This is a genomic window from Tessaracoccus luoxuelianae (assembly GCF_054483915.1).
The window spans coordinates 1239005-1254257 of the sequence record NZ_CM137013.1; the positions used below are offsets into that span (position 1 = coordinate 1239005).

The following is a 15253-nucleotide window of genomic DNA, read 5'->3' on the forward strand; positions in this document are numbered from 1 at the left end:
ACTAGGCTGGTGGGGTGTTGTCCTTCCTCCGCGGCGCCTACGGGCGCGCCCTGACCCCGCTGGCGCGGCTTCTCCTCAGGCTCGGCGTCTCCCCGACGGCGGTCACCGTCGGCGGCACCATCGGGGTCTGCGCGGCTGCACTGTGGTTCTTCCCCAGGGGCGACCTGCTGCTCGGAGTGATCGTCGTCGGAGTCCTGCTGCTCGCCGACGGACTCGACGGGACGATGGCCCGGCGGGGAGGCAGGGTCAGCCGCTTCGGGGCGTTCCTGGACTCGACCGCGGACCGGATGGCCGACGGCGCGGTCTTCGCCGGGCTGGTGATCTGGGCGGCGGCCAACGCTGAGCCGACTGTCCTCTGGCTGGCGTTGGCCTGCCTCGTCCTCGGCTTTTCCGTGTCCTATTCCCGGGCGCGGGGAGAGGCGGAGGGCTGGGAGATGACGGTGGGCATCTTCGAGCGCAGCGACAGGCTCGTGGTGGCGGGCGCCGCGACCCTGGCCGTCGGGCTCGGCGCGCCGTCGTGGGTGTTGGCGGCGGGGCTGGCGGTCGTCGCGGCGGGAAGCGCGGTCACCGTGGGGCAGCGCGTACGTGCGGCGTGGGTGGCGTCGGCCGGGAGTTGAGGCCGGGCTCAGTTCTCAGGCCGGGGTGACCGCTCCGCCGATGAGGCGGACCCGCACCGTCGGCGCGTGGATGCGCTCGGGCGATGACACGGTGGCCCGCTGACCGTCGGGCAGCCGCACCCCGATCTCGACGTCGTCGACGGTGTACCCCTGGTCCACCACCTCCACCTCCACGCCCGACTCGTCCAGCACCAGGGAGCTCGGCCCCACGCCGAGCACGAATCCCACCGGCAGCGAGCCGTGCCATCCCAAGTCCCGCGCCTGATGCTCGGTCACGAACGCGCGGTAGCCCAGGAACGCCGCCACCTGTTTGGAGGAGGGCGCGCTGCGCAGCGCCTCGGGGTCGGCCATCTGCAGGAGCCTGCCCTCGTGCAGCACCGCCACCGAATCGGCGATGGTGTAGGCCTCCTGATGATCGTGGGTCACGTAGACCGCGGTGGTGTGGGTTTCGCGCAGAATCCTGGCCAGATCGTCGGCCAGGCGACGGCGCAGCCCGGTATCCAGCGCAGAGAGCGGCTCGTCAAGTAGTAGGGCGCGCGGCGACGGCGCCAAGGAGCGGGCCAGCGCCACCCGCTGGGCCTGGCCCCCGGACAGCTCGGTGGGGCGGCGCTGCTCGTAACCGGGCAACCCCACCAGCTCCAGCATCTCCGCCACCCTCGCGCGCTGCTCCTCGCGTGCCAACCGCCCCAGCCCGTAGGCGATGTTCCTACCCACCGTCATGGTGGGGAACAGCTGCGCGTCCTGGAAGACGAGCCCGAAGTTGCGCTGGTGCACCTTGGTGCCGGCGAGATCCTGCCCCTCCCAGGACACCGAACCGGCCACGAGCGGCTCGAGCCCCGCGATGGCGCGCAGGAGGGTCGACTTCCCGGACCCCGACGGCCCCAGGAGGCCGACCACGCTTCCCCGCGACACCGCCACGGACACGCCGTCCACCGCGACCGTGTCGCCGTAGCGCACGACGGCGTCTCGAACCTCGAGTGCTACCACGTGGCTACCTCCTTCGGCCGCACGCGTTCCGCGAGCGCCATGGTGATTCCCGCCAATACTGCCAGGAGCACCGAGGCGGCCAGGGCGAGGCCGTAGTTCTCGGCGCCCGGGCGGCCGAAGGCCCTGAAGATCAGCACGGGCAGGGTGGGATTGTCGGGGCGCGCCAGGAAGGAGGTCGCCCCGAACTCGCCCAACGACGTTGCGAACGCGAACCCGGTGGCCAGCCCGAGCCCGCGCGCCAGATGGGGCAGCTCGATCCGTCGCAGCACCTGGAGGGGCGTGGAGCCGAGTGTCGCGGCGGCCTCCAGCTGCCGGGGGTCGATGGCGCGCAGGGTCGGCAGCAGCGTCCGCACCACCAGGGGGAGGGCCACCACAGCCTGGGCGATGGGGATCAGCACGATGCTCGAACGCAGGTCCAGCGGCGGCCGGTTCAGCGTGATCAGGTAGCCGAAGCCGACGGTGACCGCGGAGACCCCCAAGGGCAGCAGGAACAGCCCCTCCAGGGCGGCCAGGGCGTGACGGCCGCGTCGGCGGCGCGGGCGCCTGGATGCCACCAACGCCACCAGCATGCCAAGCGTCAGGGCGATGGCCGTGGCGGTGAGCGCGGTCATGACGGTGGTGCGCAGCGCACCCCACACCCCGGCCCCGGGTCCGCCGGCGTCGCCCAGGAGCGCAAAGTTGCCGAGGCTGAGCTGCCCGCCGACATGCAGGGAGCGCCAGAGCAGGTTGGCCAGCGGGAGGCCCAGCAGCACGACGGCGACGGCCAGCGTGAGGGCGGCCGCCGGCCAGTCTGTGCGCAGCGCGAGCGGGCGGGCCGTCACCACGTCGGGCTGCAGGCGCAGCGCCCGCGTCATGCGGGCCTGCGCCCGGGCGCTGAGCCAGAGTGTCGCGGTGACGATCACGAGCTGCGCCACGGACAGGGCCGCCGCCGCCGGGAGGTCCAGCAGTTGAGTGGTGAGGAACCAGATCTCCGTTTCGATCGTGCGGAACCGGGTCTCGCCCAGCACCATCACGATCCCGTAGGAGGAGGCGCTGAACAGGAACACCAGCGAGGCCGACGACAGCAGCGCGGGCGCCAGGGTGGGGAGGGTCACCGTCACCAGCACCCGCGCCGGGGACGCGCCGAGGGTGGCAGCGGCCTGCGTGAGCCGGGGATCGACGCGGGCCCAGAAGGTGCCGACGGTGCGCACCACCACCGAGTAGTTGAAGAAGACCATCGCGGCGAGGATCGCGGAGGCGGTCCCGCCGAGGCCCAGCCAGCCGAGCAGCCCGTCGGGGCGCAACAGCGACCCGAACGCCACGCCCACCACCACCGTCGGCAACACGAAGGGGATGGTCACCAGCGCGCGGAGCGTGTCGCGGCCGCGGAAGCGGCGGCGGTACAGCAGGTGCGCGCCGGGGAGCCCGAGCGCGAGGCAGAGCACCGTCGACAGGGACGCCGAGCCGAGCGTGAAGCCCACGGCCCCCCACGTGCGGGGGGAGCCGAAGACCGACGCGAAGCCCTCAAGCGTCCAGGCCGAGCCGTCGTGGAGGCCGCGGGCGACGAGGCTGGCGGCCGGCCACGCGAAGAAGACGGCCAGGAAGGCGGCCGGCACCCCCGCCGCGACCGTCCAGCCCGCCCACCAAAGCCCGCGGCTCAACTGGTGGCGTCGGTCCACGCCCTGATCCACTCGTCGCGGTTGGCGCCGATCTCGGACTGCGGGACGTCGATGGGCTCGTCGGGGAGCACCGCGAACTTCTCCCACTGCTCGGGGAGGGGAGTGCCAGGGACGACGGGGAACATGTAGAGGTTCTCGGGGATCGCGGCCTGCACCTCGGGGGTGAGCAGGAAGTCGATGAACTTCCCGGCCCCCACCGCGTTCTCAGCCCCGGCGATCACGCCCGCGTACTCGACCTGCCGGAAGCAGGTCTCCAGGAGCGCGACGGTGGTGGACTCGTCCCCCGCGACAGTGAAGGCCGGTGAGGTGGCGTAGGACAGCACGAGGGGCCGTGGCCCCTTGCCGTCGGCGCCGGAGAAGTCCGTGTAGTAGGCCTCCGTCCAGCCCGAGGCCACCTTGGCGCCGTTGTCCATCAGCGCGCGCCAGTAATCCAGGTAGCCGTCGCCCTTGGCGCCGACCGTGGCGATGAGGAAGGCCAGGCCCGGCGACGACGAGGCCGGGTTCGTGACCGTCAGCAGGTCCTTGTAGGCGGGCTCGGCCAGGTCGTCGAGGGTGACCGGTAGGAGGAGGTCGTTGGCCTCGAACCAGACGGTGTCGGCGTTGATGCAGACGTCGCCGTAGTCGAAGGGGGTGAGGTCCGTGGCGAGGAACTCCTCGGGCAGCGACGCGGATGCCGGGGAGGTGTAGGGGGCGAGGACCCCCGCCTCGGAGGCCCGCGACGCGAACGTGTTGTCCACGCCCACCACCACGTCCCCGAGCGGGGAGTCCTTGGTGAGGATGAGCTGGTTGACCAGGGCGCCAGCGTCGCCCGGGGTGGTGTAGGTGACCTCGTAGCCGGTCTCCTCGGCGAAGCGGGCCTTCAGCTCGTCGGGCAGGGTGAAGGCGTCGTGGGTGAACACGGTCAGTGAGCTGGTCTCGGTGGTGGTGGCCGTCGGCGCTCCGGTGGTGGCGGGCTCGCCGCCTGCGCAGGCGCTGAGCGCCAGGACGGCTGCCCCGGCTGCGAGGGCGCGGCTGGTGCTGATCATGGTGGTTGTCTCCTTTCGGAGGCTCGGCCGGGCCGAGGAGATCTCACTCCCTACGCCGGTGCTAACCGGATCAGGTTTGAGGGTCTGCGGACTGTCCGCACTCTCAGCGCCCCGTGGCGCTCCCCTGTGTTGCCCCCAGCCTATACCGGCGGCAGGGGGACCCTCCACGCGGTCCGTGGGCCGCTCGCTTCAGTTGATCTCGGCGATCCTCGACATCGCGTCGCGGACCTGGCGTGCCCGCAGCTGCCCGATGCCCTCCACCTCGAGCAGCGCGCTCAGCGGGGCGGCGAACAGTTCCTGGATGGTGAAGCGGTCCACGAGCCTGGTCACCAGGGGCGCCGGCAGGCGCCCCACCTTGGTCAACAGGCGGACACCTCGTGTGGCGACCGCCTGCTCCATGTTGGGGTTGGGCCCGAAGCCGAGTCGCTGCGCGACCAGCGCCCCACTGAACAGCTCCTCGGTGGAGAAGTTGTGCAGGCGGGCCAGATCGAACTCGGCGGGATCCTCCAGGTTGTGCGCGTAGTCCTCCGTGAGCAACTCCGCGACGCCGTCGAACGCGGAGGCGAGCTCGGCGTGCTGCATCGCCACCATCCGGCCCTCGACGCCGAGGACGTCGGCGTGGAACTGCATCTCGGAGGACAGCCGGCGGGTCAGCTCCAGGCGGTGGACCACGTGGGCGAGATCGCGCAGGGTCACCTGCTCCCCGATCTCCAGGGCCGTGAACTGATCCATCAGGTCTCCCAGCCGGGCGACCACCCGCGACAACGTGGCCAGCGTCTGGTTCGCCCTGCTGATCACCTGGGAGGCGGTTTCGACGACGTGGCGCCGGCCGTCGAGGAAGAGCGACACGGTCGACATCGAGGCCGACACCGTCACCACCGGTACCCCGGCGGCCTGCGCGGTGCGGTCCGCCGAGCGGTGCCGGGTTCCGGTCTCCGCGGTGGGCAGGTCACCCGCCGGCACCAGGTGCACCCCGGCCGCGATGATCCGGGTGAGGTCCGTGGAGAGGATGATGGCGCCGTCGAGCTTGGCCAGCTCCCGCAGCGCCTGCTCGGTGCATTCCACACCGATCTGGAACCCGCCCGAGCACACCTGCGTCACCTTGGAGTTGTTGCCCAGCACGATCAGTGCGCCCGTGCGACCCAGCAGGATGCGGTCCAGTCCGGCGCGCAGTGGAGTGCCGGGCGCGAGGAGCTTCAGGTAGCGGCGAACGGTGGACTTGGCCAACACACCTCCTTGTGGATCAGCCCAGTCTAGGTGCGCGAGGGGCCACCCGCGTCGTCGGAGAGGCGAGCCCTCCGGTCGGTCCGCTTGACCGTGCGGCGGAAGGGCCGATCGTGCCACAGGATGGTGGCCACCATCACGAGGCCACCGACGGCGGCGAGCAGGAAGAAGACCATCCCGAGCGCCGGGTATCCGAGGAGCCGCGGGCCGACGTCGGCGAACATCAGGAGGGCGGCCGCGATCGTGATGGCCGCCAGGATGAGGGCCGTGGACAGCCGGTTGGCCACCTGCTGCAGCACCATCAGGACGCGGTTCTCGTCGAAGGCGTTGACGGTGAACGCCAGCTCCCCCTCCGTCAGGGAATCCAGCAGGCGGTTGGCGCGGCGGGGGAGCCGCTCCAGGAACTCCTTGCCCTCGATGGTGCCGAGCAGGGTCTGCCCGGCGCTGGGCTTCAGGCCGGCGGTGAGGATGGTGGGGAGGTTTGCCTGGATGGCCTCGATGGGGGTGAAGCGCGGGTCCAGGTGCTGCGTGGCCTGGTCCAGGTTGAGCAGTGCCTTGGCCACCAGGGTCATCTCCGCGGGTGGGCGGAGGCCGTGCACGCCGGAGACGCGGGCCAGCTGCATCAGCACGCTGCCCGCCTGGAGGTCTGCTCCCATGGACAGCGTCGCCGATACCAGGTGCGAGACGTCGTCGCGGAAGGCCGCCGCGTCGTACTCGTCGGTGGGGTGACCCATGTCGGCCAGGATGGTCGCGGCGCCCTCGCCGTCGCCTTCACCGATGGAGACCAGCAGCTTGACCATGGCGCTCCGGAGCCGCCGTGGAAGCCGCACCACCATGCCCACGTCGAGGATCGCCACACGATGGTCCGGCGTGAGGAACAGGTTGCCCGGGTGAGGGTCGGCGTGCAGGATGCCGTCGATCAGCATGGCGCTGAGCATGAAGCGGAACAGGGAGGCGGCCAGCCGGGCGCCGTCGACATCGAGCATCGCCAGCGGGCCGACGTCGGTGATCTTCTTGCCGGGGACGAACTCCATGGTCAGGACGTCGTCGGTGGAGTAATCCGCGATGTAGGCGGGGACCACGAGGTCCGGTTCGTCCTCGACGAGCTCCAGGAAGGTGTCGAGGTTGGCGGCCTCCTTGCGGTAGTCCAACTCGTCGGCCATGGACCGGCGGAACTGAGCGAGCATCTTGGCCGCCCCCAGGCGGGGGCCGATGGCGGTGTTGGCGTCGGCGAAGTCCGCCAGCTCGGCCAGCGAGGCCAGGTCGCTGCGCACGCGTTCCCGGACGCCCGGACGCAGCACCTTGACCACCACGTCGCGGCCGGTGCGGGTGACGGCCCGATGGGCCTGGGCGAGCGAGGCTGAGGCGAGCGGGACGTCGTCGAACTCGGCGAACAGCGTCGAGACGGGGGCGCCCAGGGAGTCCTCGATGCGCTGCCGGATCTCCTCGACGGGGACGGCATCGACGTTGTCCTGCAGCCGGGTGAGCGCCTCGGTGTAGGAGGTGGGCAGCAGGTCCTGGCGGGTGGACAGCAGCTGGCCGAACTTGATGAAGGTTGGTCCGAGCTTCTCCAGCCCCTCGGTGAACTTCACGGCGTCCTCGGCCTGTGTGGCGTCGGGGGACTCGCCGGGTAGCGGAGAAGCGTCGGTGTTGAACGCCTTGAGGTGCCGGATGAGCAGTCCGCCGAGCTGGGTCATCATGGCGAGGTCTGGCATTTTTCTCCTGAGAGCGGTGGTCTGGCTCCACGCTACTGCTGACTGGCCCCCCGGTCGGGGTGAACCGGCTACGGAATCCTCCGTCAGCGAACCGTTTTGACCTTCACGCAGCGTCAAGGATTAGCGTCGAGCCATGACCGATGTTCAGACACTTATCCAGACCCTCGCCAGCACCGATGGCACCGCCCGGCGCCACGCCGCCCTCGCCCTGGGTGCCACGCGGGACGCCGCGGCCGCGCCGGCCCTGCTGGATCGGCTGCGGATCGAACGCGACCCCCGCGTCCGCGAGGATCTCACCTGGGCGCTTGTCCAGCACGCCGAGGAGGCGGAGGCGGACCTGCTGGCCATGCTGACCAGCCCGGAGGCGGACCAGCGACGCGCCGGCGCGCACGTGCTCAGCAAGATCGGCGACCCTGCCCACTTCGAGAGCCTCCGTCCGCTCGTCGGCGACGAGCACGCCGACGTGGCGATCAAGGCCTACCGCGCTGTGGCCAACACCGGGCGCCACGAGGCGGCCGGTGCGCTGGCCGAGCGTCTGGGCGACGGTGATGCGCTGCAACGCGACGCCCTCACCACCGCGATGCACCGCCTGGGGGAGAAGGCCGTTCCCGCGCTGACGGCCGCCCTCGGTGATCCCGACGCCGAGGTGCGGGCCCACGCCGCGGAGGCGCTCGGCCACCTCGGCGGACCGCATGCCGACCCAGCGGTGGACGCCTTGGAGGCCTCCGCCGGCGACGGCGACGCCACCGTCGCGCTGCATGCGGTGTCTGCACTGGGGCAGCTCAGCGAGGTGTCCGACGGCGCCCTGGCGCGTATCGCCGACGGCGGTGACGCACTGCTCGCTCAGGTGGCTGGTCGCTTCCTGGCCGCCCGTTCCGAGTCCGCCAAGGCGAAGGCCTGACGGTCCGCCATGAGGCGCCGGGCGAGGAGCCGGGCGCGCTGATCCGGTGAGTCCAACTCACCCGCGACGGCGCGCCCGGCCTCCTGACCGTCGATTTGACCGAGCGCCAGGAGGGCCGAGAAGCGCACCTCCCGGTCCGGGTCCGAGAGGAGGGCCGCCAGCGCCCCGACGCTCGCGGGCGCCCGGATCAGGCCCAGCGTCTCGGCCGCCAGCGCCCTGACCGATGGCGCGGGATCCGACGTGGCTGCCAGAAGCGGCTCCACCGCGCCCGCGAGGCGGGCCAGCGAGGCCGCGACCTCATCCCTGACGGCGGCTCTGGGGTCTGCGAGGGCCCCGATCAGCGCGTCCACCGCGCCATGCCCGGCCACCTGTCCCAGGCTGAACGCGGCCTTGGCCGCCACGGTGGCGTCCTCGTCTTCCAGCAGCCCGGCCAGCATCGACACCGCCCCCGGGTCCCGGAGCTTGCCCAGGACGTGCGCCAGGGACAGGCGGGCGTCCCGGTCTCCGGTGGCCAGGGCCTCGCTCAGCTTGGCCGACGAGCCCTGCCCGCGTTGGGTGATCGCCCAGGTGGCGGCCTCACGGACGCCGGGCTCCGGATCGCTGCGCAGGATCTCGACGAGGTCCTCCAGGGGGGCGGCCTCGTGGCTGGACAGCGCCGCTCGGAAGCGGACCGCCGCATCCGGATGCCGTAACCGTTCGCTCAATGCGATGGCGTCCAGCACCTCGTCCCAGCCGGCCTCGGCCGCCGTCGTCAGCCCCCTCAGCCTGGCGAGCAGCTCCTGCTCGGCCACGATCCTGCGCTCGAGAGCCTCGATGTGCTGCTGGAGGAGGGTCGCGGCGTCGAAGGCCGGATCGTCCAGGGCGCTGCGCACCTCGGTGAGTGAGAGCCCGAGCGACTTGAGGTGCGCGATGGCCAGGAGGCGCACGAGGTCCTCATGGGAGTACAGCCGGTAGTCACCCGTCGACCGTTGGCTGGGGACCAGCAGGCCGAGCTGGTCGTAGTGGCGCAGCGTCCGGGGCGACAACCCCGTGCGCCGGGCAATCTCCCCGATCCGCAGCGCCTCCACCTCGGCCTCAACCCTGCCCGGAGACGTGAAGGGCCAGCGTCTCGATCGCCTCCGCCAGAGAGCCCACCTCGGTCACCTTCAACCCGCCTAGCCGGGGGACCTTGACCGTCACGTCCCGTGAGCCCCTCGGTACCAGGGCGAGCTCGAAGCCCAGCCTGGCCGCCTCGGCGAGCCGCCGCTCCACGCCCGGCACCCTCCGCAGGTCACCCGCGAGTCCCACCTCGCCCAGCGCGATCAGCCTGCGTGGGTATTGCCAGTCCACGGCGGCCGAGGCGATCGCGATCGCGGCTGCGAGGTCCAGAGAGGGGTCCGTGACCCGCGCCCCGCCGACGGTGGAGACGTAGACGTCGTGCTGGGACAGCGGGAGGCGAACCTTCCGCTCCAGCACCGCCAGCACCATGGCGATCCTCGAGCTGTCCAGGCCGTGGGTGGTGCGCCGCGGGGAGGACTGGTAGGGCGACGGCGCCACCAGCGCCTGGATCTCGGCGAGCAGCGGCCTCCTGCCTTCCATGGTCACCGTGACGCAGGTGCCCGGCGTCGGCTCGTTGTGCTCTGTGGTGAACAGCCCGGACGGGTCCGGTACCTCGACGATGCCCCTCTCGCTCATCTCGAAGCACCCCACCTCGTCCGCGGGGCCGAAGCGGTTCTTCGTGGCCCGCACCATCCGGAACCCCGAATGCCTGTCCCCGTCGAAGGTGAGGACCACGTCCACCAGGTGCTCGAGGGTGCGCGGGCCGGCGATGGCGCCGTCCTTGGTGACGTGTCCCACCAGGATCACGGCCATGTCCTCGCGCTTGGCCACCCTGCCCAGCGCGCCCGTGACCTCCCGCACCTGCGCGGGGCCGCCGGGCGCTCCCTCGGCCTCAGCCGTGGCGATGGTCTGGACCGAGTCCACCACGAGCAGGCTGGGACGGACGCTCTCCACGTGGCCGAGCACCGTGCCCAGATCCGTCTCGGAGGCCAGGTAGAGCTCGTCCGCGACGGATCCCGTGCGCTCGGCCCGCAGCCGCACCTGGGAGGCCGACTCCTCACCCGAGATGTACAGAGTGCGCTGTCCGGACCTTGCCCACTTGGCCGCCACGTCCAGCAGCAGCGTGGACTTGCCGACCCCGGGTTCGCCTGCCAGCAGAATCACCGATCCCGGCACGATGCCGTCGCCGAGCACCCGGTCCAGCTCCGCGATAGTGGTGAGGCGTCTCTGGGCCGTGTCCGTGGGTACCTGCGAAATGGGCACGGCCGCGTCCATGGGAACGGAGGACGACACCTGCTTCAGCTTGGGTGCCCCGCGCTCGGCCACCGTGCCCCAGGCCTGGCATTCACCACACTTGCCGACCCAGCGCACGCTCGTCCATCCGCACTCGGTGCAGTGATAGGTGTCCTGCTTTTTTGCCACGCTGAGAGCTTAGGTGCCCCCTCCGACACATCGGGTCAGATGGTGACGGTGCCCTGGGGAGTTTCGAACGTCACGTTGGAGATTCCGGGCGTGCCGTGCGGGGCCACGAGGTCCAGGCTGATGCCGTCGATCTCGTCGGCCACCGGCATCGCCAGCCACTCCGAGAGGCGATCCGCGGAGCCCGAGATCTGCAGCGACGTCAGGCGCACCTCGCCGCGGAGCGCGGCAGGGCGGAGCGAGTCGTCGCTCTTCCACTCAAGGAAGTACGGCAGCTGCGGATCCGCGATGAGACCGCGGATCCCGATCTGGACCCACTCCAGACGGCGTCCGTCCGGGAAGTGGCGCAGACCTGGCACGGCGGAGCGGTTGAGGCGCTGCTCGTAGGGCGCGATGTCCGGAACGCTGATCACCCAGCCCATCCATCCGCCGCCCATCTCTGAGCGGGCCCGAACGGCCTGCCCGAAGGCGGCCTTGTCTGCGGCCGGGTGGTCCAGGACCTCGACCACCTCGATGTAGCGGGCGTCAGCCAGCGGGATGATGTGGTTGCGGGTACCGAAACGCGGATGGAAACCGCCGTCCTTGTACTCCGTACCCAGTGCATCGGCGAGCCGCGATGCCTCAGCCTTGAGGCCGTCGGGGCCTGTCGCAAAGATCAGATGGTCGACGTGCATGGGCCCATTCTTGCCCTGACCAGTGCTAAACAACTAATCGGGCTCAGCCGGTCCGGGGCTCCGGCGGGTAGTGTTGCGGTGTGTCCACGTCGAAGGTCCTGCTCTCGACCACCTCCGTCTTTCCGGAGGCTTCTGCCAGCGCGTTCGAGCTGGCCGCGTCGCTCGGCTACGACGGCGTCGAGCTCATGGTCGGCGTCGATGCCCTCTCCACCGATGTCGACGCCGTCGAGAAACTCTCCGCCTACCACGGGGTGCCCGTGCTGTCCGTGCATGCCCCCACCCTCCTGGTCACCCAGAGCACCTGGGGCTCGGACCCGTGGGACAAGCTGAGGCGCTCCGGTGAGGCGGTGCAGCGTCTCGGCGGAGACACCGTCGTGGTCCACCCGCCGTTCCGCTGGCAGCGCGAGTACGGCGCCGAGTTCGTGACCGGCATCAAGCGCCTCAACGCGGAGTCCCCGGTGAAGTTCGCCGTCGAGAACATGTACCCGTGGCGGACGCCCGCCGGCCACTTCCAGGCCTATCTCCCCGGCTGGGACCCAACTGTCTATGACTACGACCACCTGACGCTGGACCTCAGCCACGCGTCCACGTCGCAGCGCCAGTCGCTGGACCTCATGCACGCGTGGGGGGATCGGCTGGCCCACGTGCATCTCACCGACGGTCGAGGCTCCCTCAAGGACGAGCACCTCCTGCCGGGGGAGGGCGATCAGAACGCGTGGACCCTCGTGGAGGAACTCGGGGCGCAGGGGTTCCCGGGCCACATCGTGCTGGAGATCTCCAGCCGCCGGGCGCGGTCGCGGCACGAACGGGAGGAGATGTTGGCGGATTCGCTGGCCTCCATCCGGAAGGTGCTGGCGAAGGGCTCTGCCAGGAGGGTCGATGTCGCGTCTTAACAGCGCGGTACGGGGTGTGATCAGGTCTCGGCGGGTGCAGGAGTCCGCCATGGCCTCCGGGGCGGCGCTGGATTTCGCCAGTTCCTACGTGGCGGGTGAGGCCATCGACGACGCGGTGGCCGTGACGCGGCGGCTCCAGGGGCAGGGGCTGCTGGTATCGCTGGCCTACCTTCCCAGCTCCGACGACGAGTCGGAGACCACGGACATGCTCTGCCGGGCCCTGGACGCGCTGGGGGAGGGCGCCGAAGGCGTCGAGATCTCCGTGAAGCCGTCCTCGCTCGGACTCCGCGACAGTCCAGCCAGCGCCCGCGCCCGCCTCGAGGATCTCTGCCGCGTCACCACGGCCAGCGGTGCCGTCGTCACCCTGGAGATGCAGGGCACCGAGGGATACGACGAGACCCTGCGGCTGTGGAGCGCCGCCCGCGCCGGCTGCGACCGGATCGGGCTGACCCTGCCCGCCGACATCCGGCGTTCCGAACGTGACCTGGAGCGGATCGGCGCCGACGGGGCACGGGTGCGGCTCTGCGTCGGGTCCTATCCGGTGCCGAAGGCCGAGGGCTACCGCCATGAGCACGAGAAGTCGTTGGCCCTGGTGAGGTGCGTTCGCCGCGCCATGGAGGACCACGCCTACGCCATGGTGGCGTCCCACGACCCGACGATGATCGCCATCACGCAGGACCTGGCCCGACGCAACGCCGTCGGCCGGGACGGCTTCGAGTTCCAGATGTTCTACGGCGTCCGCCCGCTCGAGCAGCGCCGCCTCACGGACATTGGCTACCGCTCCCGCACCTACGTGCCGTTCGGGCCGGCCTGGTTCGAGTACCTCACCACGCGGATCGCCGCCCGGCCGAGGACGCTGTACAGCTACCTGCGGGCCATCTCGGACAAGCGGTGACGGCGCACTCGGCGCTCGCGGTCGAGCCGTCCACCCGCCGCCTCCTGCGCACCGAGATGGTCATCGTGCTGCTGCTCTCGCTGGGGCAGTCGGCGATCTACGCCCTGCTCTCGATCATCGAGAAGCTCACCAGGCCCATCCCGCTCAACCAGCAGACCACCTCCATCAACAACAGCGCGACTCCGGACAGGCCCTGGCTGGACCTCGCCTACCAGCTCGCGTGGATGACGTTTCCGCTGGTGCCGGTGGCGTTGGCGCTGTACCTGCTCGCCACGCAGCACCGCCCGGAGGAGGGGCCCTGGCGCGTGATGGGCTTCGACCTGCGGCGCCCCGGCTTCGACCTGGCCTGGGGGTTCGGCGTGTTCGCCGTGATCGGGGTCGCGGGGCTGGCGTTCTACGTGTTCGCCGTCGAGATCGGCATCAACACCCAGGTGAGCACGGCCAACCTGGCCGCGAACTGGTGGACCGTTCCCGTGCTTGTGCTCCGGGCTGTGATGAACGGCGTGCTGGAGGAGGTGCTGATGATCGGCTACCTCTTCACCAGGTGGGCCCAGACGGGCGGCCGGATGTGGGTCATCGTCGTGGTCAGCGCCTTCATCCGCGGCGGCTACCACCTCTACCAGGGCTTCGGCGGCTTCGTGGGCAACCTGGTGATGGGCCTGGCCTTCGGATGGCTGTACCTGAAGATCAGGCGCGTGATGCCGCTGGTGATCACGCACTCGCTGCTGGACATCGTCGCCTTCGTCGGCGCCCCCCTGCTGCCCGTACTGCTCGCCTGGATCGGCCGCTGACCCTCTGGCGCTCAGCGGATGGCCGCGCCGACGGCCAGGCCGATCAGGGCGGCCGCGACGCTGAACAGGAGCATCGCGACCCCCAGCGCCACCGCTGCGGGGGCGCGGCCCACGCGCACCACGCGCACCAGCTCGACGCTGGCGGTGGAGAAGGTGGTGAAGCCGCCCAGGAAGCCGATCCCCGCGACGGCGCGCACGGCCTCGGCCCCACCGGCGGCCCACCCCGTCACGGCGCCCAGCAGGAACGAGCCGGTCACGTTGATGATGAGCGTGGCGGTGGGTAGCGAGCGGCTCAGCCTTGCCGTGATGACCCCGTCGAGCATGAAGCGTGCCGCCGCGCCCAGGCCGCCGACCAGGGCCACCCAGAGCGGAATCATGCCCGCCGCCCAGCCGCGACCGCCCGGCGCACGAGCGCCATCGACGCGCTGGCGGCCAGGAACCCGGCGGCGACGCTGGCACCGGCATAGGCCATGGCCAGGGGCAGGTCTCCACCGCGCCCCAGCGCGACCGCCTCCAGGATGAAGGTGCTGTAGGTGGTGTAACCGCCGAGGAGCCCGGTGCCCAGCGCGAGCTGCAGCGCCCTCCTTCGCCCGCTGTCAGCCGTCACCAGGGCAAGCGCCTCGAGGAGGGCGCCGAGGATCAGCGCGCCCGAGACGTTGATGGCGAACGTGGCCCACGGGAACTCGCCGGCGCCCGCCCCGAAGGCGGACTCCAGGGCGGAGCGTAGCGTCGTGCCGGCCGCGCCGCCGAGGGTGACCAGACCGAGGAGGGAGGGCCGCAGGTAGGCGGGCAGCGACGAGGAGGGTGGGGTCACCGCCACTCCAGCGGTGTCTTCCAGTCCACCACCGAAGTGGGCACCGTGAGCACCGGGCGGTGCTGGTGGTGGACGAGGTGCGTGCCGACGGCGGCGTCGAGCAGGCCATGGAAACGCCCGCTCCGCCCGGGACGCCCGGTGCCGACGACGATCACCGCTGCGTCGACCGCCCTGGCGAGATGGGTCAGCGCCCGATCCGCGCGGCCGGCCAGGTACCGGAACTCCCAGCGCACATCGCTGCCGGCCATCGATTCCCCGACCGCGGCCAGCAGCGTCTCCTGGCGCCGCCGCCACTCCTCGTCGTCGGACATGTCCGGGTCCATGTCGCTGTGCTCCACGGTGCCATCGGGGAACTCGCGTTCGACGACCCGGCCGGGGTCCGCATAGGCGCAGTACAGGACACCTCCCTGCGCCCGGGCCAGCTCAGCGGCGGTCAACAGCACCACCGCCGGCTGCTCCGGCGTCACTCCGACGACGACGCAATGGTTGCTGAAGGGCGTGATGCGCGACGGATGTGGTTGGGGAACCTGCTTCATCGTCGACCTCTTCTCTCAGACCCGACGAGGCGAACACTACCCAGTGGACAGGCGGGAATGGCGAGG

16 protein-coding genes and 1 riboswitch are annotated in these 15253 nt (G+C 71.1%); of the genes, 5 read left to right on the top strand and 11 right to left on the bottom strand.

Translation table 11 applies throughout. The annotated features are described in order from the left end of the window. Positions 1 to 14: 14 nt before the first annotated feature. A complete protein-coding gene (gene pgsA / locus ACX1D1_RS05345) occupies positions 15 to 617 on the top strand; it encodes a phosphatidylinositol phosphate synthase (protein WP_459056214.1) in 603 nt (200 codons plus the stop codon). 15 nt (positions 618 to 632) lie between these two features. Here pgsA and ACX1D1_RS05350 read toward each other — a convergent pair whose 3' ends face one another. The 5 genes from ACX1D1_RS05350 to ACX1D1_RS05370 form a co-directional block, all read right to left on the bottom strand. After that, positions 633 to 1604, bottom strand: coding sequence for an ABC transporter ATP-binding protein (locus ACX1D1_RS05350; RefSeq protein ID WP_459056215.1), 972 nt, complete (start codon positions 1602 to 1604; stop codon positions 633 to 635). Continuing rightward, a complete protein-coding gene (locus tag ACX1D1_RS05355; RefSeq protein WP_459056216.1) occupies positions 1598 to 3262 on the bottom strand; it encodes an ABC transporter permease in 1665 nt (554 codons plus the stop codon). The genes ACX1D1_RS05350 and ACX1D1_RS05355 overlap by 7 nt, the downstream gene beginning before the upstream one ends. After that, complete coding sequence (locus tag ACX1D1_RS05360; RefSeq protein WP_182799104.1) at positions 3241 to 4287, bottom strand: thiamine ABC transporter substrate-binding protein; 1047 nt, start codon at positions 4285 to 4287, stop codon at positions 3241 to 3243. Before ACX1D1_RS05360 ends, ACX1D1_RS05355 begins: the two co-directional genes overlap by 22 nt. A gap of 30 nt (positions 4288 to 4317) precedes the next feature. Beyond that, a riboswitch (TPP riboswitch) is annotated at positions 4318 to 4423 on the bottom strand. 53 nt (positions 4424 to 4476) lie between these two features. After that, complete coding sequence (gene disA, locus ACX1D1_RS05365; protein WP_459056217.1) at positions 4477 to 5514, bottom strand: DNA integrity scanning diadenylate cyclase DisA; 1038 nt, start codon at positions 5512 to 5514, stop codon at positions 4477 to 4479. A 26-nt stretch (positions 5515 to 5540) separates the two neighbouring features. After that, positions 5541 to 7226, bottom strand: a complete 1686-nt coding sequence (locus ACX1D1_RS05370) for an ABC1 kinase family protein (protein WP_459056218.1) — start codon at positions 7224 to 7226, stop codon at positions 5541 to 5543. Positions 7227 to 7359: 133 nt separating this feature from the next. Here ACX1D1_RS05370 and ACX1D1_RS05375 point away from each other — a divergent pair, with 133 nt between their 5' ends. Further along, a complete protein-coding gene (locus ACX1D1_RS05375) occupies positions 7360 to 8127 on the top strand; it encodes a HEAT repeat domain-containing protein (protein WP_459056219.1) in 768 nt (255 codons plus the stop codon). Here the strand turns inward: ACX1D1_RS05375 and ACX1D1_RS05380 are convergent. Genes ACX1D1_RS05380 through ACX1D1_RS05390 form a run of 3 tightly spaced genes read right to left on the bottom strand, consistent with a single transcriptional unit; the run spans position 8070 to position 11258 of the window. Beyond that, positions 8070 to 9194 carry a HEAT repeat domain-containing protein gene (locus tag ACX1D1_RS05380; RefSeq protein WP_459056220.1) on the bottom strand — a complete coding sequence of 375 codons (1125 nt, stop codon included), beginning with the start codon at positions 9192 to 9194 and terminating at the stop codon, positions 8070 to 8072. The two genes, ACX1D1_RS05375 and ACX1D1_RS05380, sit on opposite strands and share 58 nt — an antisense overlap. 7 nt (positions 9195 to 9201) lie before the next feature. Next, complete coding sequence (gene radA, locus ACX1D1_RS05385; protein ID WP_182782165.1) at positions 9202 to 10587, bottom strand: DNA repair protein RadA; 1386 nt, start codon at positions 10585 to 10587, stop codon at positions 9202 to 9204. 35 nt (positions 10588 to 10622) lie between these two features. Beyond that, positions 10623 to 11258 (bottom strand): VOC family protein, encoded by a 636-nt coding sequence (locus ACX1D1_RS05390; RefSeq protein ID WP_182782166.1) that lies wholly within the window; start codon positions 11256 to 11258, stop codon positions 10623 to 10625. An 80-nt stretch (positions 11259 to 11338) separates the two neighbouring features. Between ACX1D1_RS05390 and ACX1D1_RS05395 the strand changes: the two genes are divergently transcribed. From ACX1D1_RS05395 to ACX1D1_RS05405, 3 genes are read left to right on the top strand one after another with little or no spacing between them, the layout of a single operon-like run. Beyond that, the gene (locus tag ACX1D1_RS05395) at positions 11339 to 12151 is read left to right on the top strand and encodes a sugar phosphate isomerase/epimerase family protein (protein WP_182782167.1); all 813 of its coding nucleotides are present in this window, start codon (positions 11339 to 11341) and stop codon (positions 12149 to 12151) included. After that, a complete protein-coding gene (locus ACX1D1_RS05400; RefSeq protein ID WP_459056221.1) occupies positions 12138 to 13046 on the top strand; it encodes a proline dehydrogenase family protein in 909 nt (302 codons plus the stop codon). The genes ACX1D1_RS05395 and ACX1D1_RS05400 overlap by 14 nt, the downstream gene beginning before the upstream one ends. Continuing rightward, positions 13043 to 13837, top strand: a complete 795-nt coding sequence (locus tag ACX1D1_RS05405) for a CPBP family intramembrane glutamic endopeptidase (protein ID WP_370586045.1) — start codon at positions 13043 to 13045, stop codon at positions 13835 to 13837. The genes ACX1D1_RS05400 and ACX1D1_RS05405 overlap by 4 nt, the downstream gene beginning before the upstream one ends. An 11-nt stretch (positions 13838 to 13848) precedes the next feature. Here the strand turns inward: ACX1D1_RS05405 and ACX1D1_RS05410 are convergent, their stop codons facing one another. From ACX1D1_RS05410 to ACX1D1_RS05420, 3 genes are read right to left on the bottom strand one after another with little or no spacing between them, the layout of a single operon-like run. Further along, positions 13849 to 14214, bottom strand: coding sequence for a fluoride efflux transporter FluC (locus ACX1D1_RS05410; protein ID WP_459056222.1), 366 nt, complete (start codon positions 14212 to 14214; stop codon positions 13849 to 13851). Beyond that, on the bottom strand, positions 14211 to 14651 hold the full coding sequence (locus tag ACX1D1_RS05415) for a FluC/FEX family fluoride channel (RefSeq protein WP_220489120.1): 441 nt from the start codon (positions 14649 to 14651) through the stop codon (positions 14211 to 14213). The genes ACX1D1_RS05410 and ACX1D1_RS05415 overlap by 4 nt, the downstream gene beginning before the upstream one ends. Further along, positions 14648 to 15187, bottom strand: a complete 540-nt coding sequence (locus ACX1D1_RS05420; protein ID WP_182782171.1) for a universal stress protein — start codon at positions 15185 to 15187, stop codon at positions 14648 to 14650. The genes ACX1D1_RS05415 and ACX1D1_RS05420 overlap by 4 nt, the downstream gene beginning before the upstream one ends. Positions 15188 to 15253 lie beyond the last annotated feature (66 nt).

Coding starts and splice junctions, on each gene's coding strand:
- ACX1D1_RS05360 (WP_182799104.1), bottom strand. CDS start 4,287: ATGATCAGCACCAGCCGCGCCCTCGCAGCCGGGGCAGCCGTCCTGGCG.
- ACX1D1_RS05370 (WP_459056218.1), bottom strand. CDS start 7,226: ATGCCAGACCTCGCCATGATGACCCAGCTCGGCGGACTGCTCATCCGG.
- ACX1D1_RS05375 (WP_459056219.1), top strand. CDS start 7,360: ATGACCGATGTTCAGACACTTATCCAGACCCTCGCCAGCACCGATGGC.
- ACX1D1_RS05390 (WP_182782166.1), bottom strand. CDS start 11,258: ATGCACGTCGACCATCTGATCTTTGCGACAGGCCCCGACGGCCTCAAG.
- ACX1D1_RS05400 (WP_459056221.1), top strand. CDS start 12,138: ATGTCGCGTCTTAACAGCGCGGTACGGGGTGTGATCAGGTCTCGGCGG.
- ACX1D1_RS05410 (WP_459056222.1), bottom strand. CDS start 14,214: ATGATTCCGCTCTGGGTGGCCCTGGTCGGCGGCCTGGGCGCGGCGGCA.
- ACX1D1_RS05420 (WP_182782171.1), bottom strand. CDS start 15,187: ATGAAGCAGGTTCCCCAACCACATCCGTCGCGCATCACGCCCTTCAGC.